16 protein-coding genes are annotated in these 18563 nt (G+C 62.4%); 12 read left to right on the plus strand and 4 right to left on the minus strand.

Annotated features, from left to right (window positions below; genetic code table 11):
• Positions 1-31: 31 nt before the first annotated feature.
• From cpaB to VARPA_RS25750, 12 genes are all read left to right on the plus strand, one after another.
• Positions 32-1015 carry a Flp pilus assembly protein CpaB gene (cpaB, locus tag VARPA_RS25700; protein WP_013543512.1) on the plus strand — a complete coding sequence of 328 codons (984 nt, stop codon included), beginning with the start codon at positions 32-34 and terminating at the stop codon, positions 1013-1015.
• Positions 1016-1053: 38 nt separating this feature from the next.
• Positions 1054-2442, plus strand: a complete 1389-nt coding sequence (locus VARPA_RS25705) for a type II and III secretion system protein family protein (protein WP_013543513.1) — start codon at positions 1054-1056, stop codon at positions 2440-2442.
• Positions 2443-2474: 32 nt separating this feature from the next.
• Positions 2475-3749, plus strand: a complete 1275-nt coding sequence (locus tag VARPA_RS25710) for an AAA family ATPase (RefSeq protein WP_013543514.1) — start codon at positions 2475-2477, stop codon at positions 3747-3749.
• Positions 3750-3753: 4 nt separating this feature from the next.
• Positions 3754-5070, plus strand: a complete 1317-nt coding sequence (locus tag VARPA_RS25715; RefSeq protein WP_013543515.1) for a CpaF family protein — start codon at positions 3754-3756, stop codon at positions 5068-5070.
• Positions 5063-6055, plus strand: a complete 993-nt coding sequence (locus VARPA_RS25720) for a type II secretion system F family protein (RefSeq protein WP_013543516.1) — start codon at positions 5063-5065, stop codon at positions 6053-6055. Before VARPA_RS25715 ends, VARPA_RS25720 begins: the two co-directional genes overlap by 8 nt.
• Positions 6052-7002, plus strand: coding sequence for a type II secretion system F family protein (locus VARPA_RS25725; protein ID WP_013543517.1), 951 nt, complete (start codon positions 6052-6054; stop codon positions 7000-7002). Before VARPA_RS25720 ends, VARPA_RS25725 begins: the two co-directional genes overlap by 4 nt.
• The gene (locus tag VARPA_RS25730) at positions 6999-7979 is read left to right on the plus strand and encodes a hypothetical protein (RefSeq protein ID WP_013543518.1); all 981 of its coding nucleotides are present in this window, start codon (positions 6999-7001) and stop codon (positions 7977-7979) included. The genes VARPA_RS25725 and VARPA_RS25730 overlap by 4 nt, the downstream gene beginning before the upstream one ends.
• Entirely contained in the window at positions 7976-8422 is a 447-nt protein-coding gene (locus VARPA_RS25735) for a DUF3613 domain-containing protein (protein ID WP_041943057.1), read from the plus strand. Before VARPA_RS25730 ends, VARPA_RS25735 begins: the two co-directional genes overlap by 4 nt.
• A gap of 38 nt (positions 8423-8460) precedes the next feature.
• Positions 8461-8934, plus strand: a complete 474-nt coding sequence (locus tag VARPA_RS25740; RefSeq protein ID WP_041943058.1) for a TadE/TadG family type IV pilus assembly protein — start codon at positions 8461-8463, stop codon at positions 8932-8934.
• Entirely contained in the window at positions 8931-9422 is a 492-nt protein-coding gene (locus VARPA_RS30840) for a TadE family protein (protein WP_013543520.1), read from the plus strand. The genes VARPA_RS25740 and VARPA_RS30840 overlap by 4 nt, the downstream gene beginning before the upstream one ends.
• 64 nt (positions 9423-9486) lie before the next feature.
• The gene (locus VARPA_RS25745) at positions 9487-11553 is read left to right on the plus strand and encodes a TadG family pilus assembly protein (RefSeq protein ID WP_167330560.1); all 2067 of its coding nucleotides are present in this window, start codon (positions 9487-9489) and stop codon (positions 11551-11553) included.
• 91 nt (positions 11554-11644) lie between these two features.
• Positions 11645-13075, plus strand: a complete 1431-nt coding sequence (locus VARPA_RS25750; RefSeq protein ID WP_013543522.1) for a sigma 54-interacting transcriptional regulator — start codon at positions 11645-11647, stop codon at positions 13073-13075.
• Positions 13076-13430: 355 nt separating this feature from the next.
• Here VARPA_RS25750 and VARPA_RS25755 read toward each other — a convergent pair whose 3' ends face one another.
• The 4 genes from VARPA_RS25755 to VARPA_RS25770 all read right to left on the minus strand — a co-directional run bounded on the left by VARPA_RS25755 (position 13431) and on the right by VARPA_RS25770 (position 18549).
• Complete coding sequence (locus tag VARPA_RS25755; protein ID WP_013543523.1) at positions 13431-15008, minus strand: TolC family protein; 1578 nt, start codon at positions 15006-15008, stop codon at positions 13431-13433.
• On the minus strand, positions 15005-16327 hold the full coding sequence (locus VARPA_RS25760; protein WP_234974856.1) for an HlyD family type I secretion periplasmic adaptor subunit: 1323 nt from the start codon (positions 16325-16327) through the stop codon (positions 15005-15007). Before VARPA_RS25760 ends, VARPA_RS25755 begins: the two co-directional genes overlap by 4 nt.
• 37 nt (positions 16328-16364) lie before the next feature.
• Positions 16365-18179, minus strand: a complete 1815-nt coding sequence (locus tag VARPA_RS25765) for a peptidase domain-containing ABC transporter (protein ID WP_013543525.1) — start codon at positions 18177-18179, stop codon at positions 16365-16367.
• A 91-nt stretch (positions 18180-18270) separates the two neighbouring features.
• Positions 18271-18549, minus strand: a complete 279-nt coding sequence (locus VARPA_RS25770; RefSeq protein WP_200861444.1) for a hypothetical protein — start codon at positions 18547-18549, stop codon at positions 18271-18273.
• Positions 18550-18563: the final 14 nt, after the last annotated feature.

The raw sequence follows: 18563 nt of genomic DNA on the forward strand, positions 1-18563 counted from the left end.
ATCGTTTGCCCCCTCCTTCAGCACGCCGCTCATGATCAACCTCACAAAAATCATTGCCGCCATCCTGGTGCTCCTGGCCATCGCGCTAGGGGGATATGCCTGGATGCTCAGCCGCCAAGCGCCTGCACCACGCCCTATCGCGACAACGCCCAACACAGCGTCGGCGAAGACACAGCAAGCTGTCACCTACCCCGTGGTAGTAGCAGCCAAGGCCTTGCCTGCAGGACAGATCATCCCCGCCGACGCCCTGCGCGTGGAGCGACTGACCATCAATCCGTCTGGCGCATTCCAGGACACAGCCGTGGCGACCGGACGCGTGCCAGTCTTGGATCTCGGCGAAGGCACCCCCCTGCTTGAAGGTCAACTGGTTTCCGGCCTGGCTCTGAAGATCGCCGAAGGCGAACGTGCCGTGGCAGTCAAGGCTGACGAGGTCATGGGCGTGGGCAACAAGGTTCAACCTGGTGACTTCGTCGATGTTTTCATCCTGCTCAAGTCCGATGGCAAAGACGTGGATCGCAGCCAGGCAAGGCTGCTGCTCTCCCGGAAACGAGTACTGGCCTTTGGCAACGCCTCTGTGGACGGCTTGACTTCGAAAACCGCAGACAAGCAGCAGCCTCAACGTGCCGAACCCGCGCGAACGGCGGTGCTTGCAGTCCCGGTAGATGACATCAATCGACTCACGCTGGCCGAATCGAGCGGCCGCCTACTGCTGGCGCTACGCAATCCAACCGATATGCAGGAGCCTGACCCAAAGCTTTTTGCAGAATTGCCGACAGCGTTGCAGCCTCCGCGCACCAAGGCCGGAGAGCCGCCTCGCGGCCCCTTGGAAGGACTGGATCGGGCACAGGCCGGCCTGACTGCCGTCGACTTGGTCACCGGCGGCCAATCCGGCGCTCGCCCCCCGACGGCCGCCGCTCGGCCCGTCGTGACCGGTGCCCGCGCTGGCAGTCCCGCGCGAGCCGGACTGCAGGTCGAGGTGATTCGCGGCGAGAAAAGCGAAACACTGAACTACTGATCCAACAGCCAGCAAGCGCCCAGTCCAAGAAAGAAAACATGCCTTACAAGTTCCGTACGAAGTCGGTCAGCGTCACCCGCAGTCCAAGAGCTGCAGGCTCTCTTTTGCTTCGCCCGTCCCTGTTGGTGCTGTGCCTTTTTGCTCCTGGCATCTGGCCCGCTGCTTCTGTGGCTGCCAATGCAACGCCACCACCGCGCCAATCGCAAATTCCGTTGGTCGTTGGCGCCGGTACTCAGCAAGAACTGCTGATCCAGAAGGGCATCGATCGCTTGGCCATCGCCGACGAAACCGTGGCTGGCGTAACCATCACCCGCAAGACCCCAAATTCCCCGGCGGCACGATTGATCATCACCGGCAAGACCGCGGGACGGACCACGCTGATGGTCTGGGAAAAAGGGAGTGCCAGCGCCACGACCTATGCGCTGGAAGTCCGGCGCCGCGCCTCCACGTTGACAGGCACGCTGGACAGCATGGTCGAACACCAGCAGGCACGCGATGCAGCCTCCGCCGGCGCCGGCGACAAGACGCCCCTCGTCGACCGCTCGATCGTGAACGTGCGCAGCAACACGGTCCAGGTCGAAGTGAAAGTCGTGGAATTCAATCGCAGCGTGCTCAAGCAGGCTGGCCTGAACATCTTCAGCACTCGCGCAAACTCCAATGGCTTCAGCTTTGGCGTCTTCTCGCCGGCCGGTCTCAAGTCCTCGACGTTTGCCTCTGACGGGTCGATCAATGGCGAATACAACAATCCGCTGGCACAGGCGTTCAGCCTACTGTTCAATTTCGGCAAGGCCGGCATCGGATTGAACGTAGGGTTTCTCGAAGGCAACGGCATGGCGCGAGTGCTTGCCGAACCGACCCTCGTCGCGATGTCGGGGCAAAGCGCGAGTTTCCTGTCGGGTGGAGAACTGCCTGTTCCTGTGCCCCAGGGTCTGGGCACCACAAGCATCGAATACAAGCCTTTCGGTATCGGCCTGACGCTGACGCCCACCGTCCTGTCGAATGACCGCATCGTGCTCAAGGTGGCGCCCGAAGCCAGCGACCTGGACTACACCAATTCGCTCAGCATCAACGGTATCGCAGTGCCGGCCATCAGCACGCGGCGCGCAGACACCACTGTCGAACTGGGCGACGGCGAGAGCTTCATCATCGGCGGCCTTGTGAGTCGCACCACCACGTCCAACGCCGACAAAGTTCCACTGCTCGGTGATCTGCCGATCCTTGGCTCGTTCTTCAAACAAAACAAATACCAGATGAGCGAGAAGGAACTCGTGATCCTCGTGACGCCACATCTGGTCAAGCCAATCGCTCGTGGTACCGACCTGGCGCCCTACCTTCCCGGCACGGCAGAACAGCGCGACGGTGCCGTATGGCGTTCGTATTTCCTTGGTGGAGCAGCCGGTACGGCGGTTCCTGGTTTCTCACGTTGACGAAGACGGACCACGCGCCGCCGATTCGCACCATGAACGCTCCACGCGACAGCATTCCGGAAGTGGGCGCAGAAACCTATCTCTTCGCCTCGATTGACGGCGGCCACATCACTTGGCTGACCGATGCGCTTGCGCGCCTGGGCTCTGTGGTGGTGCTCGGACCAGACACTCAATCGATTGACGAGCGCATCACGCTCCTGAGTCCGGTTGCAGTATTCATCGACTTCTCGTCCGAGCAGAGTGCCATCGCCGCCTCGCTTCACCAGCGACTCAAGCGCGACTGGCCGGCCCTGCCCATACTCGCCACCGGTGTCTCTGCCGAACCCGCAGCCATGCTCGCGGCACTGCGCGCGGGCGTCGACGATTTCATCGACATGGCGGCGCCTCCCACTGATGCGGTGAGCACGTTGCGAACCTTGCTTGAACGGCGCAGCAGCCAGCAGGTGGGCTCCCGCGGATGCACTCTGACGCTGCTCGGCGCCCGGGCGGGACTGGGCGTCACCACGCTGGCCACCAGCCTCGCATTGACATTGCATGACCTGCTGACCCAGACGCCCGCGCGCCCTCCAGGCCGGGTCTCGCGGCATGGGGTGGCACTGCTCGACCTGGGATTGCCCGCGCGTGACGGCCTTCTATACCTGGACACGCAAAGTGGTTTCAGCTTCGTTGACGGCGTGCGCAACCTGCGACGGCTCGATCAGACCCTGCTGCACACCGCACTGGCGCATCACGGTAGCGGCGTTGCGGTGCTGCCATTGCCCGCCAGCCTCACGCAGGTTCGCGAGATTTCGCATGCCGATTCGGTAGCGCTCATCAAGCGTCTGAGCGACTTCTTCGATTTTCAGATTGCCGATCTTGGCGGTTTCTCGACCGTCGATTTCATCGCGCAGACCGTGCGTGAAGCGCAGCGAACCTGGGTCGTCTGCGATCAGAGCATTGGCGCCATCGTGTCGACCGCCCATCTGCTCAAGGAACTGCGTTCGCGCGGCGTGGAGACTGAGGGCCTTTCGCTGGTGGTCAACAAGTTCGACAACCACGTGGGACTCTCCGCCAAGGACATTGCCGAGCGCCTCGAACTGCCTCTGCGCCACGTGCTGCCCGCGCGCAGCGCACAACTGCTGACCGCTGCGAGCCGCGGCGAGATGCTGGTGCGCTCCGCGCGCACCGACCCCTATTCGCAGGCAGTCTCGGTCTTAGCCCGCAGTCTGCACCAGGAATTCATGTCTCCAGCGGGCCAACCGCCGGCCAAAGATCCTCGCTGGGGCGCGCTGATATCGCGCTTCCGGAAGAGCCCAAGTGAAGGTTGAGCCCATGTCCACCGATATCGAATTTGCCGACGACGACCAGACGTTCATCAACTCGCAGCAGTTCCAGGACATCAAGAGTTGGACACACGACCATCTGCTGAGCCGCATCGAAGAGTTGGGCGCGGAGTTCGGCCGCTGGTCGCGCGCCTCGATTCAGCAGTTCGTCGAACTCGAGGTCGACAGCTTCGTGCGCCTGCGCCGCGTGCCGATCAACGACCGCGAGATGCAGCTCATCGCCGATGCGCTGACCAAGGAACTCGCGGGCTTCGGCCCGCTGGAAGATTTGCTCAACGATCCCGCGGTGGAAGACATCCTGATCAACGGGCACACGAATGTCTATGTGTCGCGAAACGGTATCCTGGAACGCGAGACCTTGCGGTTCGCCGACACTGAACATGTGATGCGCATCGTGCGCCGCATCCTCGCGCCGCTCGGTCGCCGGCTGGACGAAGCCAATCCGATGGTCGACGCGCGGCTGCCCGACGGCGGGCGGATCAACGTGATCATCGAACCACTCGCGATCGACGGTTTGTCGGTGTCGATACGGAAGTTTCGCAAGGAGCCGCTCACGCCAGCAGATCTTGTGAAGCTGGGTACCTTCGATGCCGGCATGGCACAACTGCTGGAAATCGCTGTACGGTCTCGCTGCAACATCCTTGTGAGTGGCGGTACGAGTTCGGGGAAGACCTCGCTGCTCAATGCGCTCGCGAGCTTCATTCCCTCAAGAGAACGCGTCATCACCATCGAGGACACAGCCGAACTATCCCTTGGAACCAGCCACGTGGTGCGACTCGAAAGCCGGCCCGGTGGTTTTGATGGGGCTGGCGTGGTCTCAATCCGCGACCTGTTGCGCAACAGCCTGCGCATGCGGCCCGACCGAATCATCGTTGGCGAGGTGCGCGGCGCAGAGGTCATCGAGATGATGCAAGCCATGAATACCGGCCATGAAGGCTCCATGGGAACCATCCACGCAAGCTCGCCACGCGAGTGTCTCTACCGGCTTGAGATGCTTGCTGGGTTTGCGGGCTATCAGGGAAGCGAGACCAGCCTGCGCCGGCAGATCGCCAATGCGATCGACTTCATTGTTCAAATCGGGCGCCTGTCGGGCGGTCAACGGCGAATTCTTTCGCTCAGTGAAGTCACAGGCGTCAACGACAACATAGTCGCCATGCAGGAGCTGTATCGGTACGAGCCCATCGTCTCGCCCGATGGCGAGGAGCGCGATCGCTGGGTGTCACTAGGTATCGCGCCGCATTCTCCGAAGATCACGCGCTTCCGCCAGACTCTGGCGCGGCCGCAGCCTGGAGAACACCGTGCGTGAAGCACTGGTCGTTGCGATTGGCATCGCGTTGCTGATGGCAGCCGCGGGGCTGCTGTTGTGGCAATGGGCCAAGAATCGCCAGAGCAAGCAAACAGCGGATCGGCATCTCGCGCAGCGAATCGAGGCCAGCCTCGCAGCTGAAGTGCCTGTGCCAATGCCATTGCGCGAAACCTCTCTGGGCAGCGCTCCCTCCGAACTCACGTCTGACCCATGGCTGGAGACGGGCCTGGATTTACCCACACTGCCACGCAAGAGTCGCATTGAGACTCTCTTGCCGGACTGGCTGGTGGGGGTAGTTCGAGCACGCACTGCGGTGATCGCTGCGGTCCTCATCCTGATGATGTGTGCATTGGTCGGGTCATTCGCCGGATGGCTTGCTGCGGGTGGCGTTCTACTTCTGCTCGTACTGGTGGCATCTTTCGCACTCTGGCTGCGCCTCCAGAAATTCCGTCGCCAACTGGTCAGTCAACTTCCAGCCTACATCGATTCCATGGTGCGATTGATCACCATCGGAAACTCCACGCAGGCAGCCTTTCAGCTAGCTATTGCAAACTGTGAGCCACCGTTGCGGGGTTATCTGGATCGCGCCGCCAGTCTGGTCAGGGCGGGCGTCGATCTAGACCGTGCACTGCACCAGACGGCTGTCAGCGTACGCATCGAAGAGATGTATCTGCTGGCCTCGATTTTGGGCCTAGGCGTCCGCTACGGCGGCAGGGCCGACCTTTTGCTGGAGCGTGTCGCCAATTTCATGCGGGATCGTGAACAGGCCGAGCACGAGCTGGTGGCAATGTCTTCGGAAACGAGGCTCTCCGCTTGGATCCTTGGGCTGTTGCCCGTTGGCGTTTGCACGTTCCTGATGATTTCCAATCCCAGCTATTTCATGGGACTCTGGAACGATGGCACGGGGCGCATGTTGATCTTCTCCGCAGTAGGACTTCAGCTACTCGGTGCAGCGTTTCTCTATCGATTGGCGAGACTCGCATGACGCTTACCTCCGCTCAATTGGCAGTTGCCAGCCTTGTACTGCTGGCGCTTGGATTGACGATTGCAGCCGGTGCGCTGATTGCGACTGAATTGCGGCGCGCACGCAGCGGACACGCGATTGGGCGCGCCATCCGCCGGGGGGTAGAAACGCAGATCGAACCCGCGTCTACAGCAGAGCCTGAGGTGCCCCGATCCGACATCGAACTGCCCTTTCACTGGCTCGATACGCGAATGGGACGAGCGCTTGTTGCAGATGAAGATCGGCAACTCATCGATCAATGCGGCTTGCCATCGCAGCGAGCGCAACTGATCTTCCTTGTTACTCGCATCGCATTGGCGGTGCTCCTCCCATTGCTCGTGTACGCACTCTGGAGTACCGGACATTCGCAGCGCACTGTCATCGCTGTGTTGGTGGTCGCCTTTGTGTTTGGATTCATGGTGCCTAAATGGGTTCTGGGCCAATTTGCCGCCGCCCGGCGGGAGCGCGTGGCGCAGGAACTTCCCCTTTTCATCGATCTTTTGAGGCTGCTGCAGGGCGTGGGATTGAGCCTCGATCAGAGCTTGCAGATCATGGCAAATGATTTTTCGCACGTGCTCCGCGTACTTGGCTACGAGTTGGCGTTTGCCAATCGCCAATACAGTCAAGGGCGCACGCGCGAGCATTCACTTCAACGCCTTGCGACGCTTCACAAGAACGAGAACCTTGGGGGTCTTGTTTCCCTGCTCGTTCAGGTCGATCGCCACGGCGGTGCGATTCAGGAGCCGTTGCGTATCTTCAGCGACCGCCTGCGCGAGCATCGTCGTTCTGAAATGAAGGATCGGATCGGGAAAATCACCGTGAAGATGACCGGCGTCATGGTCACGACACTGTTGCCCGCTTTGATCATCGTCACCGCAGGACCGGGATTCATTGCGATCATTCGTTCACTGGGGTCCATCAGCAAATGAAAAAACGTGGCCTTCCCCCTCTGCGCGCAGCCATCCATCCGATGGTTGCAAGACGAATCGCGGCATGCGCCGCTGCAACTGTGCTTGCATTGGCGACCATTGGCTGTGCCAACGTCAAGGATCAATACGCAGCCAGCGCCGACGCGCAGCAGCGACAGGCGGCAGAGGCGGCCACCGATACGAGAGCCAGCGCCAACGTCGATACGCAAGCAACCTATCTCAGGCTGGTCGAGCAGATGCAGCAGGAAGGTCTGTGGTTCGCTTCGCTGGCGCACATCGACGCTCTTGAGCAGCGCTGGGGCGTCTCGCCCGAGTCCAACCGGATGAGGGGCGACGCGTTACGGCAAACGGGCCAGGCTGCAATGAGCGAGGATGCGTACAAGCGTCTGATGGGGACGCCACTGGAGGCGGCGGGATATCGCGGTCTCGGCCTCTTGGCAGGTGCCCGCGGCGACTACACGTTGGCTGTTCAGATGCTGAAACAGGCACAACGCCGCACGCCGACCGACGCACTGCTGCTGAGCGATTTGGGCTATGCCAGTCTCCGTGCTGGTCTGATGTCCGAAGCGCGCCTTCCGCTGATGCAGGCTCTGCAACTCAAGCCCGACAGCCAGCAGGCTCAAGCCAATCTCGCGCTGTATCTGGAACTCAGCGGTCAGACCGCACAGGCGAACTCGTTGATGGAAACCTCGCGCATGCCGGCCGCCACCCGCGCCGGTGTCGTGGAAGCAGCACGACAGTTGCGCTCGGGGCAGCCCGCAGTTTTTGCATCGACGATCACTCAACCGTTTTCTCTGGCTTCTGGAAGTCAGAACAGCCCAACGCGCACCGACGAGACGGAGGCTGCGCCTCTCGCTCTCAAAGCCTCGCGCTGGTCCGGCGTTGGCGGCACACGCTCCATCGGCCGCTTGAATCCGCCGCAGGCTGATCTGGGGCCCGCATCGTTATCTAGCCCGACTTCACAAGGTACGCAATGAAGCACAACCCAATCCGTCGTCCCGCTGCCTTGTCTGCTCTCGGACTGGCGCTGACTCTTGCCACTGCATCTGTTGCAACGGCACAGGAACCAGCGACTAAGCCCGCCACCGGCACTCGCGCAATAGCCGAGGCTCCTGCGGACGGCAAGAAGCCAACAGACCTGCATACCGCAACACCTTTGCCAGACCGGCATGCCGCGGACGACATGGCACAAGCCGAGTACGAGTATGAGATAGAGCCTCCCCTGCAAGTGGGTGATGCCACACAGGGCTTGTTCGCTTGGCAACGTAGCGGTGAGTTGGCTTCTGCAACGCCTCGTCCAATCGCAGGAAGCGTGGCGAACAGGAGCTACGAGCGCTATTTGAAAAGCTTCGAGTTCCCGATACCTGAGCGCATGAGTTCGATTGTGAAGTCGGCCAACGGGAGCGGGAGCGGTAAGTAGCCGCCGCGTCCTTGTATCGACCAAGCTGCAAGAACATCATGACGATCCCGCGTTCACATTCAGCCGCACACGGCCAACGCGGCATCTATGCAATCGAATTCGCGATTGTGTTCTTGCTTTTTTTCGCTCTGCTGTACGCGATCGTCTGTTACGGCCTCGTAGTGGCGCTGCGCTTCGGCTTGCAGAATGCGGCTGAAGATGGAGCGCGAGCTGCGTTGCGCTATCAATTGAACTTGCCGGCCCGGCAGGTTGAGGCAGAAGCCGTCGCATTGCTTCGCAGCAATTGGATGCCGGCAGTGGTAACGCGAGACGCCGATGCCAATGTATGTCAGGTCGCCACCAATAACTGCACTTCACCAGTTTGTGGTGTCGCGTGGGAAGACCGATGCCAGATGGTGGTGACAATTACCGCAACCAACATGCGACAGCTGTTGCCGCCGCTGCCGAGCTTCGCCGTACCTAGCCAATTGATAGGTCAGGCCAGCATGCTGCTCGACGGGAGAAAGCAATGATTTCCGGTGGCTCCAGGCACGGCAATGGCGGAGTGCGACGCTTGCAGCGAGGTTTGGCGGCCATTGAGTTTGCTTTGGTGTTTCTGGTTCTTTTTCTTTTCATTTACGGCCTTGCCACGGTCGGCTCAGTGTTCTACGTGCAGCAAGCTGTTTCGCGCGCGGCCGAAGATGGCGCAAGGGCGGCACTACTCGTCAGTCACGACATTGCAAGCAATGACTCACGCGTTCAAACCGTTATTTATGAATCGCTCGCATCGTCACTTGTTACGCCTGCCAGTGCAGGCACGACACCGGCATCGAGGCTCGCTTGGTTGCGAACAAAAGTTACGCCCGCTTCATTCGAAGTGAATATTTCCAATCCGGCACAAGTCACGGTAAGGGTCACCTACCCCTATAGAGCAAATCCGTTGTTGCCTCCCATGCCTATGACAAGAGACCTGATACCCAACAACCTGCTGGGAAAAGCGATCGCCTCCAGGCCTTCGTGATAAGGCCAATATGCATTCAATTTTTCCTAGACCTAACACTCGCAGCTGCCGGCAACGTGGTTCCGTGCTGGTCAACGCAGTTATCGCATTGAGCCTGATCGTGATAGTTCTGATCGGCAGCGAGCTAGGTTATCTGTTTTATCTGAAACGGGAGTTCCAGAAGTCGGCAGACCTCTCTGCGCTCGCTGGTGCGCAGGCGCTCGTTCCGGACAACTGCACAAGTGCGACGGCCGCAGCTATTGCCAATGCATCGCAAAATCTTCCGAGTGGATTCCAAATGACCGCAGCAGATGTAGTCTGCGGTCGCTGGGATCCAGAGAACCAGCCATCTCCGAGGCATTTTTCGCCGGGCATGCAGCCATTCAACGCGGTCAGTGTGTCCATACAGAGAACGCCTCCCCTTTTGCTGCCAAGCCTTCCCGGCAATCAACCCCGGGTTCTCTCGCTTGAGGCCTTGGCTGCCAAAACCGATCCTTCCGCCGCATTTTCCGTTGGCTCCAGACTGCTTCGATTGAGCGGCGACTCGACGCTTGGTGCTTTGCTGAAAGCCATCGGACTCAATCTGGACAATACGATCGTTGCAGGTTACGAGGGCTTGGCAACGGTTTCGATCACGCCTGGGGGCTTACTGTGCACTCCACCTCTTGAGGCCGTTGTCTGCCCCGCAGCCAATATCACGGTGGGCGGATTGAACGATCTGCTGAACAACAATGTCACGCTGGGGCAATTGCTGGATGCAGTGGTGGTCGCCGGCGGCCACAATGAACTGCTGGGGGCGAACGTAGCACTCATCGACGCACTCAAGGCCAAGCTGGGGGTTCAGAATCTGAATCTGCAGCTTGGCTCCGCAAACAGCAATTCGGGGCTATTTGCGCTAATCAGCACACAGAGCGCCAACTCGGCATTAGATGCAAAGATCAATGCGCTAGACCTGATTCAAGCGGCAATCGGCATCGCATCTGAGGGGCATGCAGTTAATGCCGCACTACCGGTCGATCTATTAGGATTGGTGACGATATCTTCTAAGGTTGGCATTGTGGAGCCCCCTTCGATCGCTATCGGATCGAGGGGCATCACGGCCTATACCGCGCAAGTGCGCACGTATATTCAAATACAAACTAGCGGGGCGCTGGCCGCACTGGTGAAACTGAATCTACCTATCGTGATCGATCTGGTAACCGCGACGGCGAAGCTAGAGGAACTATGTACGCCTGCGCTGGTTTCTTCGACTGGAAAGCAGAGAGCGTCGTTCGATGTGCAGGGCACCATCCTCAAAGGATGTATCGGAAAAATAGCGAACAGCACTGGAACCCAGGATTGCTCTTTAGCAGCTAGCGATGCAAAGCATCAAGCGTGTCTTGATAACTTGTTGTTCTCCAAGAAAGATGCTTGCGAGCAGAACCTGTACGACACGGAATTGTTAAATGTCCTGGGCTTAGCTAGAACCACTAACAGTACCTCACTGAATGTTCTACCGCTTCGTGAACCAACGCTCATCGTTCTCGAGGAGGGGCAGACCGGAACCGCCGGCAACGAGTTGTCCGTTGGCGCAACGGTTATCAATTTGGTCAACACGATTTCAGACCTCCTGTTTACCGCCCCGCCACCCCCGACGGACGCTGCGACGGCAGCTGCCCAAATCTGGGCAGCAACCGGCGATTCCGTTGCGAATGGCGGCGCCGGTTGTACAGCCGACACCACTGCGTGCCGAGAAAAGCGGCTGAAGAACGCACGACAACGGATCGAAGCCAATGCTGCGCAAAGCGGATTGATCGATGGCCTACTAACCGGCATCGGCGATCTGCTAGGAGCAGTCGGGGGCATCGCTGCTGGTGATGGCTGTAGTTACACGGGGTTATTGGGTGGCGTGCTCAACCCTACCTCCAATTCAAAGTGCATCAAGCTTATCGAGGGCACTCTCAATAAAAATTCTCCCTCTCTTCTGGGCGGCCTTGTCTCAAATGTTTTGGCAGTGGTTACTGGGCTTCTCAAGCAGCTCCAGCCAGTACTTGACGCGATCGGAAACAGCTTATTGACTCCATTGCTCCGAGACTTGCTCGGTATTCACTTGGGTGAAGTAGATGTCAAGCTCCAAACTCTTCAATGCAACAACGCCCAACTGGTCTATTAGCACTCAATTCATACGCTACAGCTTCAAGCGATTCCAGTTCCATACCGGTCATGGCCGATTGGCTCGCTAGCTACTAGCCCCCCCGCCCGACATGACACTGTCCCCCACCCATTTCGACGAACTCGACCTCTTTGTCTGGGAAGGCAAAGCCGACATCCTTGACCGCATCGCGCGGTGCATGGCGAGCTTCGACGTGGAAGTCACACGGGCCGATGGCCTGCCGCCTCCGCAGCAGGAGCGCGGCGTGGCGATGCGGCCTGCGGTCGCGATCATCAGCGTCACGGTCATCGACAGCGGCGGTCTCGCGCACGCCACCGAGTTCCTCCAGGGCATGCCGGTGATCTGGGTGGCCGCGGGTTCGCGCGAGCGCGATTCGCGCACCTATCCGCCCGAGTACCTGCACGTGCTGCCCTACGACTTCACCTGCGCCGAGCTGCGCACGCTGGTCGCGAAGCTGGTGCGGCAACTGCGCGCGCGCGAGATCGCGCCGCAGGCACCCGATGTGCTGGTGGCGCATTCCGAAGCGATGAAGGCGCTGCTCGCCGAAGTGGGCGCCTTTGCCGACTGCAACCATCCGGTGCTGGTGCGCGGCGAAACCGGCGTGGGCAAGGAGCGCATCGCGCAGCAGTTGCACCTCGGGCATCAGTCGTACAGCAAGGGCGCGTTCGTGGCAGTGAACTGCGGCGCGATTCCCGATGGGCTTTTCGAATCGCTGTTCTTCGGCCACACGAAGGGCTCGTTCACCGGCGCCGTGCATGCGCACCGCGGCTACTTCGAACAGGCCACGGGCGGCACGCTGTTCCTCGATGAAATCGGCGACCTGCCGCGCTACCAGCAGGTGAAGCTCTTGCGCGTGCTGGAAGACAACGCGGTCACGCGGCTGGGGGCCACATCGCCGGTGCGCGTGGACTTCCGGCTTGTGGCGGCGACCAATCGCAACCTGCGCGAGATGGTGGCGAGCGGCGAGTTTCGCGCCGACCTTTTCTATCGGCTCGCGGTGATCGAGCTGCATGTGCCGAGCCTCGAAGAGCGCGGCGAGGTCGACAAGATCGCGATCTTCAAGGCGCTGCTGGGCAACGTGCTCGGCGACGAACTCGAGACGCTGGGCGAAACGCCGCACTGGCTCAGCGACGCCGTCGCTGAAACCTACTTCCCCGGCAATGTGCGGCAGTTGCGCAACCTCGCGGAGCGCGTGGGCGTGATCGCGCGGCAACTGCGCGGCTGGGACCAGAACCTGATCCAGCGCGCCATCGCACTCACGCGCGGCACGCCGGCGCCCGCGATCGCCGCCGACAGGAATGGCGGCGGCGGCAGCAGTGGTGGTGTCGCGCTCGACAGCAACGGCGATCGCAAAGGCTGGAACAGCAGCGAGCGCAACCGCATCATTGCGGCGCTGGAGGTCAACGACTGGAAGCGCCAGGACACCGCGCAGCATCTGGGCATCAGCCGCAAGGTGCTGTGGGAAAAGATGCGCAAGTACCAGATCCTGGACGGCGAACCCGGCATTCCTGAAGACACTTGAGGCTTGCCGAGGGCGGTGCGCAGCCCTTCGACAAGCTCAGGACGAACGGGAGGGATGACTCAGGGCGAACGGGAGGGATGACTCGGGGCGAACGGGAGGGATGACTCAGGGCGAACGGGAGGAATGACTCAGGACGAACGGGGAGGGATGACTCAGGCCGAACGGGACTGGTGGATGATTTCTCTTTTCTCGGCACCTCCACCACCGTTCGGGCTGAGCTTGTCGAAGCCGGGGCGCAGTCCTTCGACAAGCTCAGGACGAACGGGGTGGTGCGACGAGCTCAGGACGAACGGGGTGGTGCGACGAGCTCAGGACGAACGGGGTGGTGCGACAAGCTCGGGACGAAACGGGAGTCTCAGCGTTCGGCCAGGCGCGGTGTGCGGCGCAGCGGTGGATTGGCACTTGCGGCACCCGGCGAGCGTTCGACCACGGGCTCGGTGGGGCAGGCCGAATTGCTCGAGATGCACATCTGCGAGAGCAGGCCGTCTTCGGTGATGACCGCGCGGTTCGGCGGGCCGAAGATGCGGTCGATCCAGTTGTTGGTGCCGTCGGGGTCGATGCGCAATTCGCCGGTGGTGCGCGCGAGGCGCAGCTCGGAAATGCGCAGGTCGAAGACGCCGTCGACGTAGTCGAACAGGAGCGTGTAGTAGTCCAGCTGCGCATCGAGCACCTTGGGCAGCGTCTCGCGGCCGAATTCCATCAGGCGGCGACGGCCGCGGAAGGCCAGGCCCGAGGTGCTGACGGCTTCCATCAACTGCTTCTCGCGCTCGCGTCCCGACATGGTGCGGGCCCATGACGCCGAGGTGAGTTCGAAGAGGTTGTTCCGCACGCCTTCGAGCTTGGCTTCCTGGTTGGCGACTTCGGAGAGCGCGCCCTTCAGTCGCAGTTGGCGGTCGAAGCCGTTGCCGAAGTTCCAGTTGAGTTCGAAGGCCGCGCGCGTCGGGTCCTGCGGCGACACGCCGCGCGGGTCCTTGCTCTTCACGACCACGGCGTCGAGCGTCGGGTAGAGGCTGGACTCCTGCTGCTCGACCAGCGCCCTCGCGCGATCGATGCGGCCCTGCGCTTCGGCGATCTCCGTGCTGCGGCTCTCGGCGCGGCGCAGCGCCTCGTCCTGCGAGCCGATGCGCCACTGCAGCGGCGCCGCGAGCACGGGCAGCGATTCGGTGTTGGGCGTGAACTTGAAGTAGTTGCGGAACTTCGCGAGCGCCTCGTCGCGCTGGGCTTCGAAGTCGGACTCGCGCGCAGCCACGAGCGCGCGGCGCGAGGCGGCCATGTTGAGGTCGTTGTCGCCGGACACGCCGAGCGCGACGCGGCGCGCTTCCGCCTTCGAGAGCTCGGCCGTCACCTCGGTGGCGCGGTGCGCGATCTGCTTCTTCAGGTCGAAGCGCTGCACCTGGAGGTAGGCGGTGAGCGCGTCCAGCACCACCTTCTGCGAGGTGGTGATGACGGCTTCGTCGTCGGCCTTGTTGCCGGCCTCGGCGGCGCGCTGCGCGGCGCTCATGGCACCGCCATCGATCAGGCTCACGCGCGCTTCGGCGGTGAGCACGGTGTAGCCCTGGGTCTTGGCGTTGTCGGCGCCGCTGTTGTAGTTGCCCGACGAGGTGCCGATCTTGAAGCGCGGATAGCGCGCCTGCTTGGCGGCATCGACGCTGTAGCTGCTGGTATTGGCGGCGGCCTGGGCCGACTGCACCTCGGGGTATTCCTGCGAAAGCGCGATCAGCGCCTGCTTCACGCGCTGCGCGTAGCTCGCAGCGCCGAGTGAGGGCGTCGAGAGCCGGCGCGAGAGCGAAAGCGATGGCGGCGGGCCGTCTTGTTGTCCCGCGGCGTCCTGCGCAAAGGCGGCCTGCGGCGGCAGCGCGAAGCTCGCGCACAGTGCTGCGCACAGCACCCCGGTGCCCGTGCGGCGCCGGCTTGTGGCGTTGCGCTCCTTCATGGTTCGCGGAAGGCTTCGCGCCGCAACTTGAGCACTGGACGAAGGATGTACCAGATGAACGGATCGGTGCCTACGCGCAGGTCGACTTCGGACTCCATGCCGGCGGTGATGCGGTTTTCGACACGGCCCACATGCGACTGCGACATGCTGATCAGCAGGCGGTAGTACGGCGCGCCCTGGGCGATGGCCGCGTCGCGATCGGCGTCGGCCGCGACCAGCATCACCTTGCCTTCGACAGCGCCGTAGCGCAGGTAGTCGTAGGCGGTGATCTTCACGCGCGCCGACTGGCCGATCTCCACGAAGCCGCGGTCGTTCGGATTGAGCCGGGCCTCGACCATGATCTCGTCCTTGTCGGGCACCACTTCGAGAATCGATTCGCCGGGCTTCACCACCCAGCCCGGGCTGGAATTGCGCAGGCCCTTGACGATGCCGTCCGAAGGCGCCTTCACCACGGTGCGCGAACGCTGCGTGCGGGCGCGTGCGAGGTCTTCGCTCAAGCTGGCGAACTGTCGCTCGACGGTGGCCAGTTCGTCCGAGGCGCGGCGGCGAAAGCGTCCTTCGGCCTCGGCCATCTTGGCTTGCGATTCGGTGATGGCGGCGTTGGCCGAAATCACGCCTTGGCGCGCCACCGCGAGTTCGCTGCGCACGCCCTCGGCCTGGCGGCGCTTCTCCAGCACCTCGACCTGGCCGACCAGTTTCTCGCTGAACAGTTGCTCGGAGATCTCGAGCTCTTTCTGCATCAGCTCGAGCCGGTCGCTCAGGCCCTTCACCTTGGCTTGTTGCTCCAGTTGCTTGCTGCGTGCCTGCTCCAGGCCCGACACCGCGCCGGCCATCACGCCGCGCTGTTCGAGCGAGCGCGCCTGGTAGGCGCCGAGTTCGCCTTCGAACACGCTCTCGTCGATGTCGGTGGCAAAGGACTGGCGGCTGAGCGGCTGGCCGCGGCTCTCGGCCATGAGGCGCACGCGCGTGGCCTGCGTGGCGGCGTACCGCGCGGTGAGTTCCTCGAAGTTCAGGCCGCTGCCGCCCAGGTCGATCTCGACCAGCGACTGGCCCTGCTTGACCGATTCGCCCTCCTTCACCAGCACGGCGCTGACGATGCCGCCTTCCAGATGCTGGATGGACTTGACGCGGTCCGAGGGGATCACGCGGCCCGGCGCGACGACCACGGTTTCCATCGGAAAGCCGAGGCCGACGAGGGCCAGCACGGCGACCGCGCCGCCGATGATCCATTGGCGCCGCCGCCCTTTCGGCGAGGTCTGCGCCGCGCGCTTGGTTTCTTCATCCTGAAGAATCTGCGGCAGGTCTGATTTCAAGTTCACGATCCCCAATCACTCGTCATGAGTCAAGCAGGCAGCATCACGCCATGGAGCGGGAAGCCGGAGCCCCCGCGTTGTCTTCGTCGCCCACCGCCACCAGCGGCTTCTTCACGCCGAAGAGCTTGGGCACCATGACCGCGGCGGTGCCCACTTCGATGTCGCCCTGGCCCGTCACGTGGTAGACCGCCGAGGCGGCCGAGACGATGCGCAGCGAGTGCGTGACCACCACCACGGTGCGCACCTTGGCCACCGCGAGCAGCGTGGCGAGCAGGTTGCGCTCGCTCTGAAAATCCAGGTCGTTGCTGGGCTCGTCGAGCACCAGCACCGAGGGCTTGCGCAGGAAGCTCATGGCCAGCGCGAGCTTGCGGCGTTCGCCCACCGAGACGCCGGTGCCGCCCTCGCCGACCATGGTGCGGTAGCCGTCGGGCAGCCGCGAAATGAATTCGTGCGCGCCCGAGAGCTTGCAGGCCGAGACGATCTGTTCATCGCTCTGGCCGGGCGCGGCGCGGCGCATGGTGTCGATCAGCGTGCCGCCGAACCAGTAGACCTCTTGCGAGAGGTAGCTGATCCAGCGGGAGAGCTCTTCGCGGCCGAACTGCGAGAGGTCGTACTCGCCGATGCTGATGATGCCGCGCGTGGGCGTGTAGAGACCCGAGAGCAGCTTCACCAGCGTCGACTTGCCCGCGCCGTTGCGCCCGACGATCACATGCAGGCCGCCCGGGCCGATGTCCAGATTGACGCTTTCGAGCACCGGCTGCTGCGCGGTCTCTGTGAAGCTGAAGCTCACGTCCTTGAGCGTGATGCGGCCGAGCGGCTGCGGCAGGGTCATGCCCGTGGGCGGCTTCTCGACCGGCTCGCCCAGCACGGTTTCCAGGCGCTTGGCGGCTTCCTTCGCGGTGGCCAGCGAGCGCCAGTTCGACACCAGCCCGGCCACCGGCTGCAGCGCCTTGAGCGCCAGCATGTTGGAGGCCACGAGGCCGCCCACCGTCATCCATTGCTCCATCACCGAGATGGCGCCCACGGTCACCACGACGACCGAGAACACGGTGAGCAGCACCGTGGTGCCGTCGCGCGCGGTTTCGATCTGGCCGTTCTTGCTGAAGCTCTCGGTGAGCCAGGCGTTGTAGGTCTGGCGCCACATGTCGCTGATGGGGCCGTCGTTGGCCTGCGTCTTGAGCGTTTCGCGCGCGTTGCAGATCTCGAAGGTCATGCGGTCGAGGCCGCGTCCGCGCTGCACTTCTTCCACGCGACCGGCGCGCACTTCGTCGGCCCACCACCAAGCCAGGAACGACATGATCGCGAGGAACGCAGCCACCACCGGCAACACCGGCAGCGCGACGATGCCGATCACCACGAGCGCGAAGACGGCCATGGGCAGGTCGAAGATCGATTGCGCGAGGCCGCCGGTGACGGTGCCGCGCACCGAGCCCACGTCGCGAAAGTACTGCTGCCACACCGAAGCCGGCCGCGCTTCGAGCGCGCGCAGCGGACGCGCGAGCATCGATTGCAACAAGGCACCCGAGACACCGTGGTCGATGATCGCGCCCGCGTTGCGCAGCATGCGCGAGCGCCGCGTGCGCAGCCAGAACTCGATGCACAGGAAGAAGAGGATGCCGCTCACCAGCGCGGCGAGCGTGGAGGTGCCGCTGCGCGAGAGCACGCGGTCATACACCTGCAGGAGAAAGATGGAGGGCAAGAGCCCGAACAGGCTGATGGGCAGCGAGCGCCATGCCGCGCTCTTCACGAGCGGGTAGGCCGCGCGGAACGCCGTGTTCAGCGCCTTTGCGTAAGGACTGGCACCCGGCTCGTCCGGCGTTTCGGCAACCAGTTGGCTGGGCAAAAGAAACTTGATCATGAGAAAGGGCCGATCCGTCGTGCAATGACGCGTGCGTCATTATCGACTGTTACCCAACTGTTACAAGGCAAAAATTCGCGCTTTGTGCACCTCAGCATCGAGGCACGCTTGCCTTTGTCGAGTCGACCTGTCGCTCATGTCTCGTCACATGTCCCATCTCATGTTTCGCGTCGCGTCGCGATGACGTTTGCGTGGCCGTGCAGCCGGCCTGCCGGTCCACCGTCGCCTCCCCTCGCACTGCGGGCAAACCCTCGGCCAGCACCAGCGCGATGTTGGCGCACAACAGCATGCACAACACCCATGCGAACAGCAGTTGCAGCCAGCCAAGCCACCAACGCCGCGGCGCCTCCACGTCGCGTTCGTAGGGCATGTGAATCAATGCGT

Origin of the sequence: Variovorax paradoxus EPS (assembly GCF_000184745.1) — a bacterium.
Lineage (GTDB): Bacteria > Pseudomonadota > Gammaproteobacteria > Burkholderiales > Burkholderiaceae_C > Variovorax > Variovorax paradoxus_C.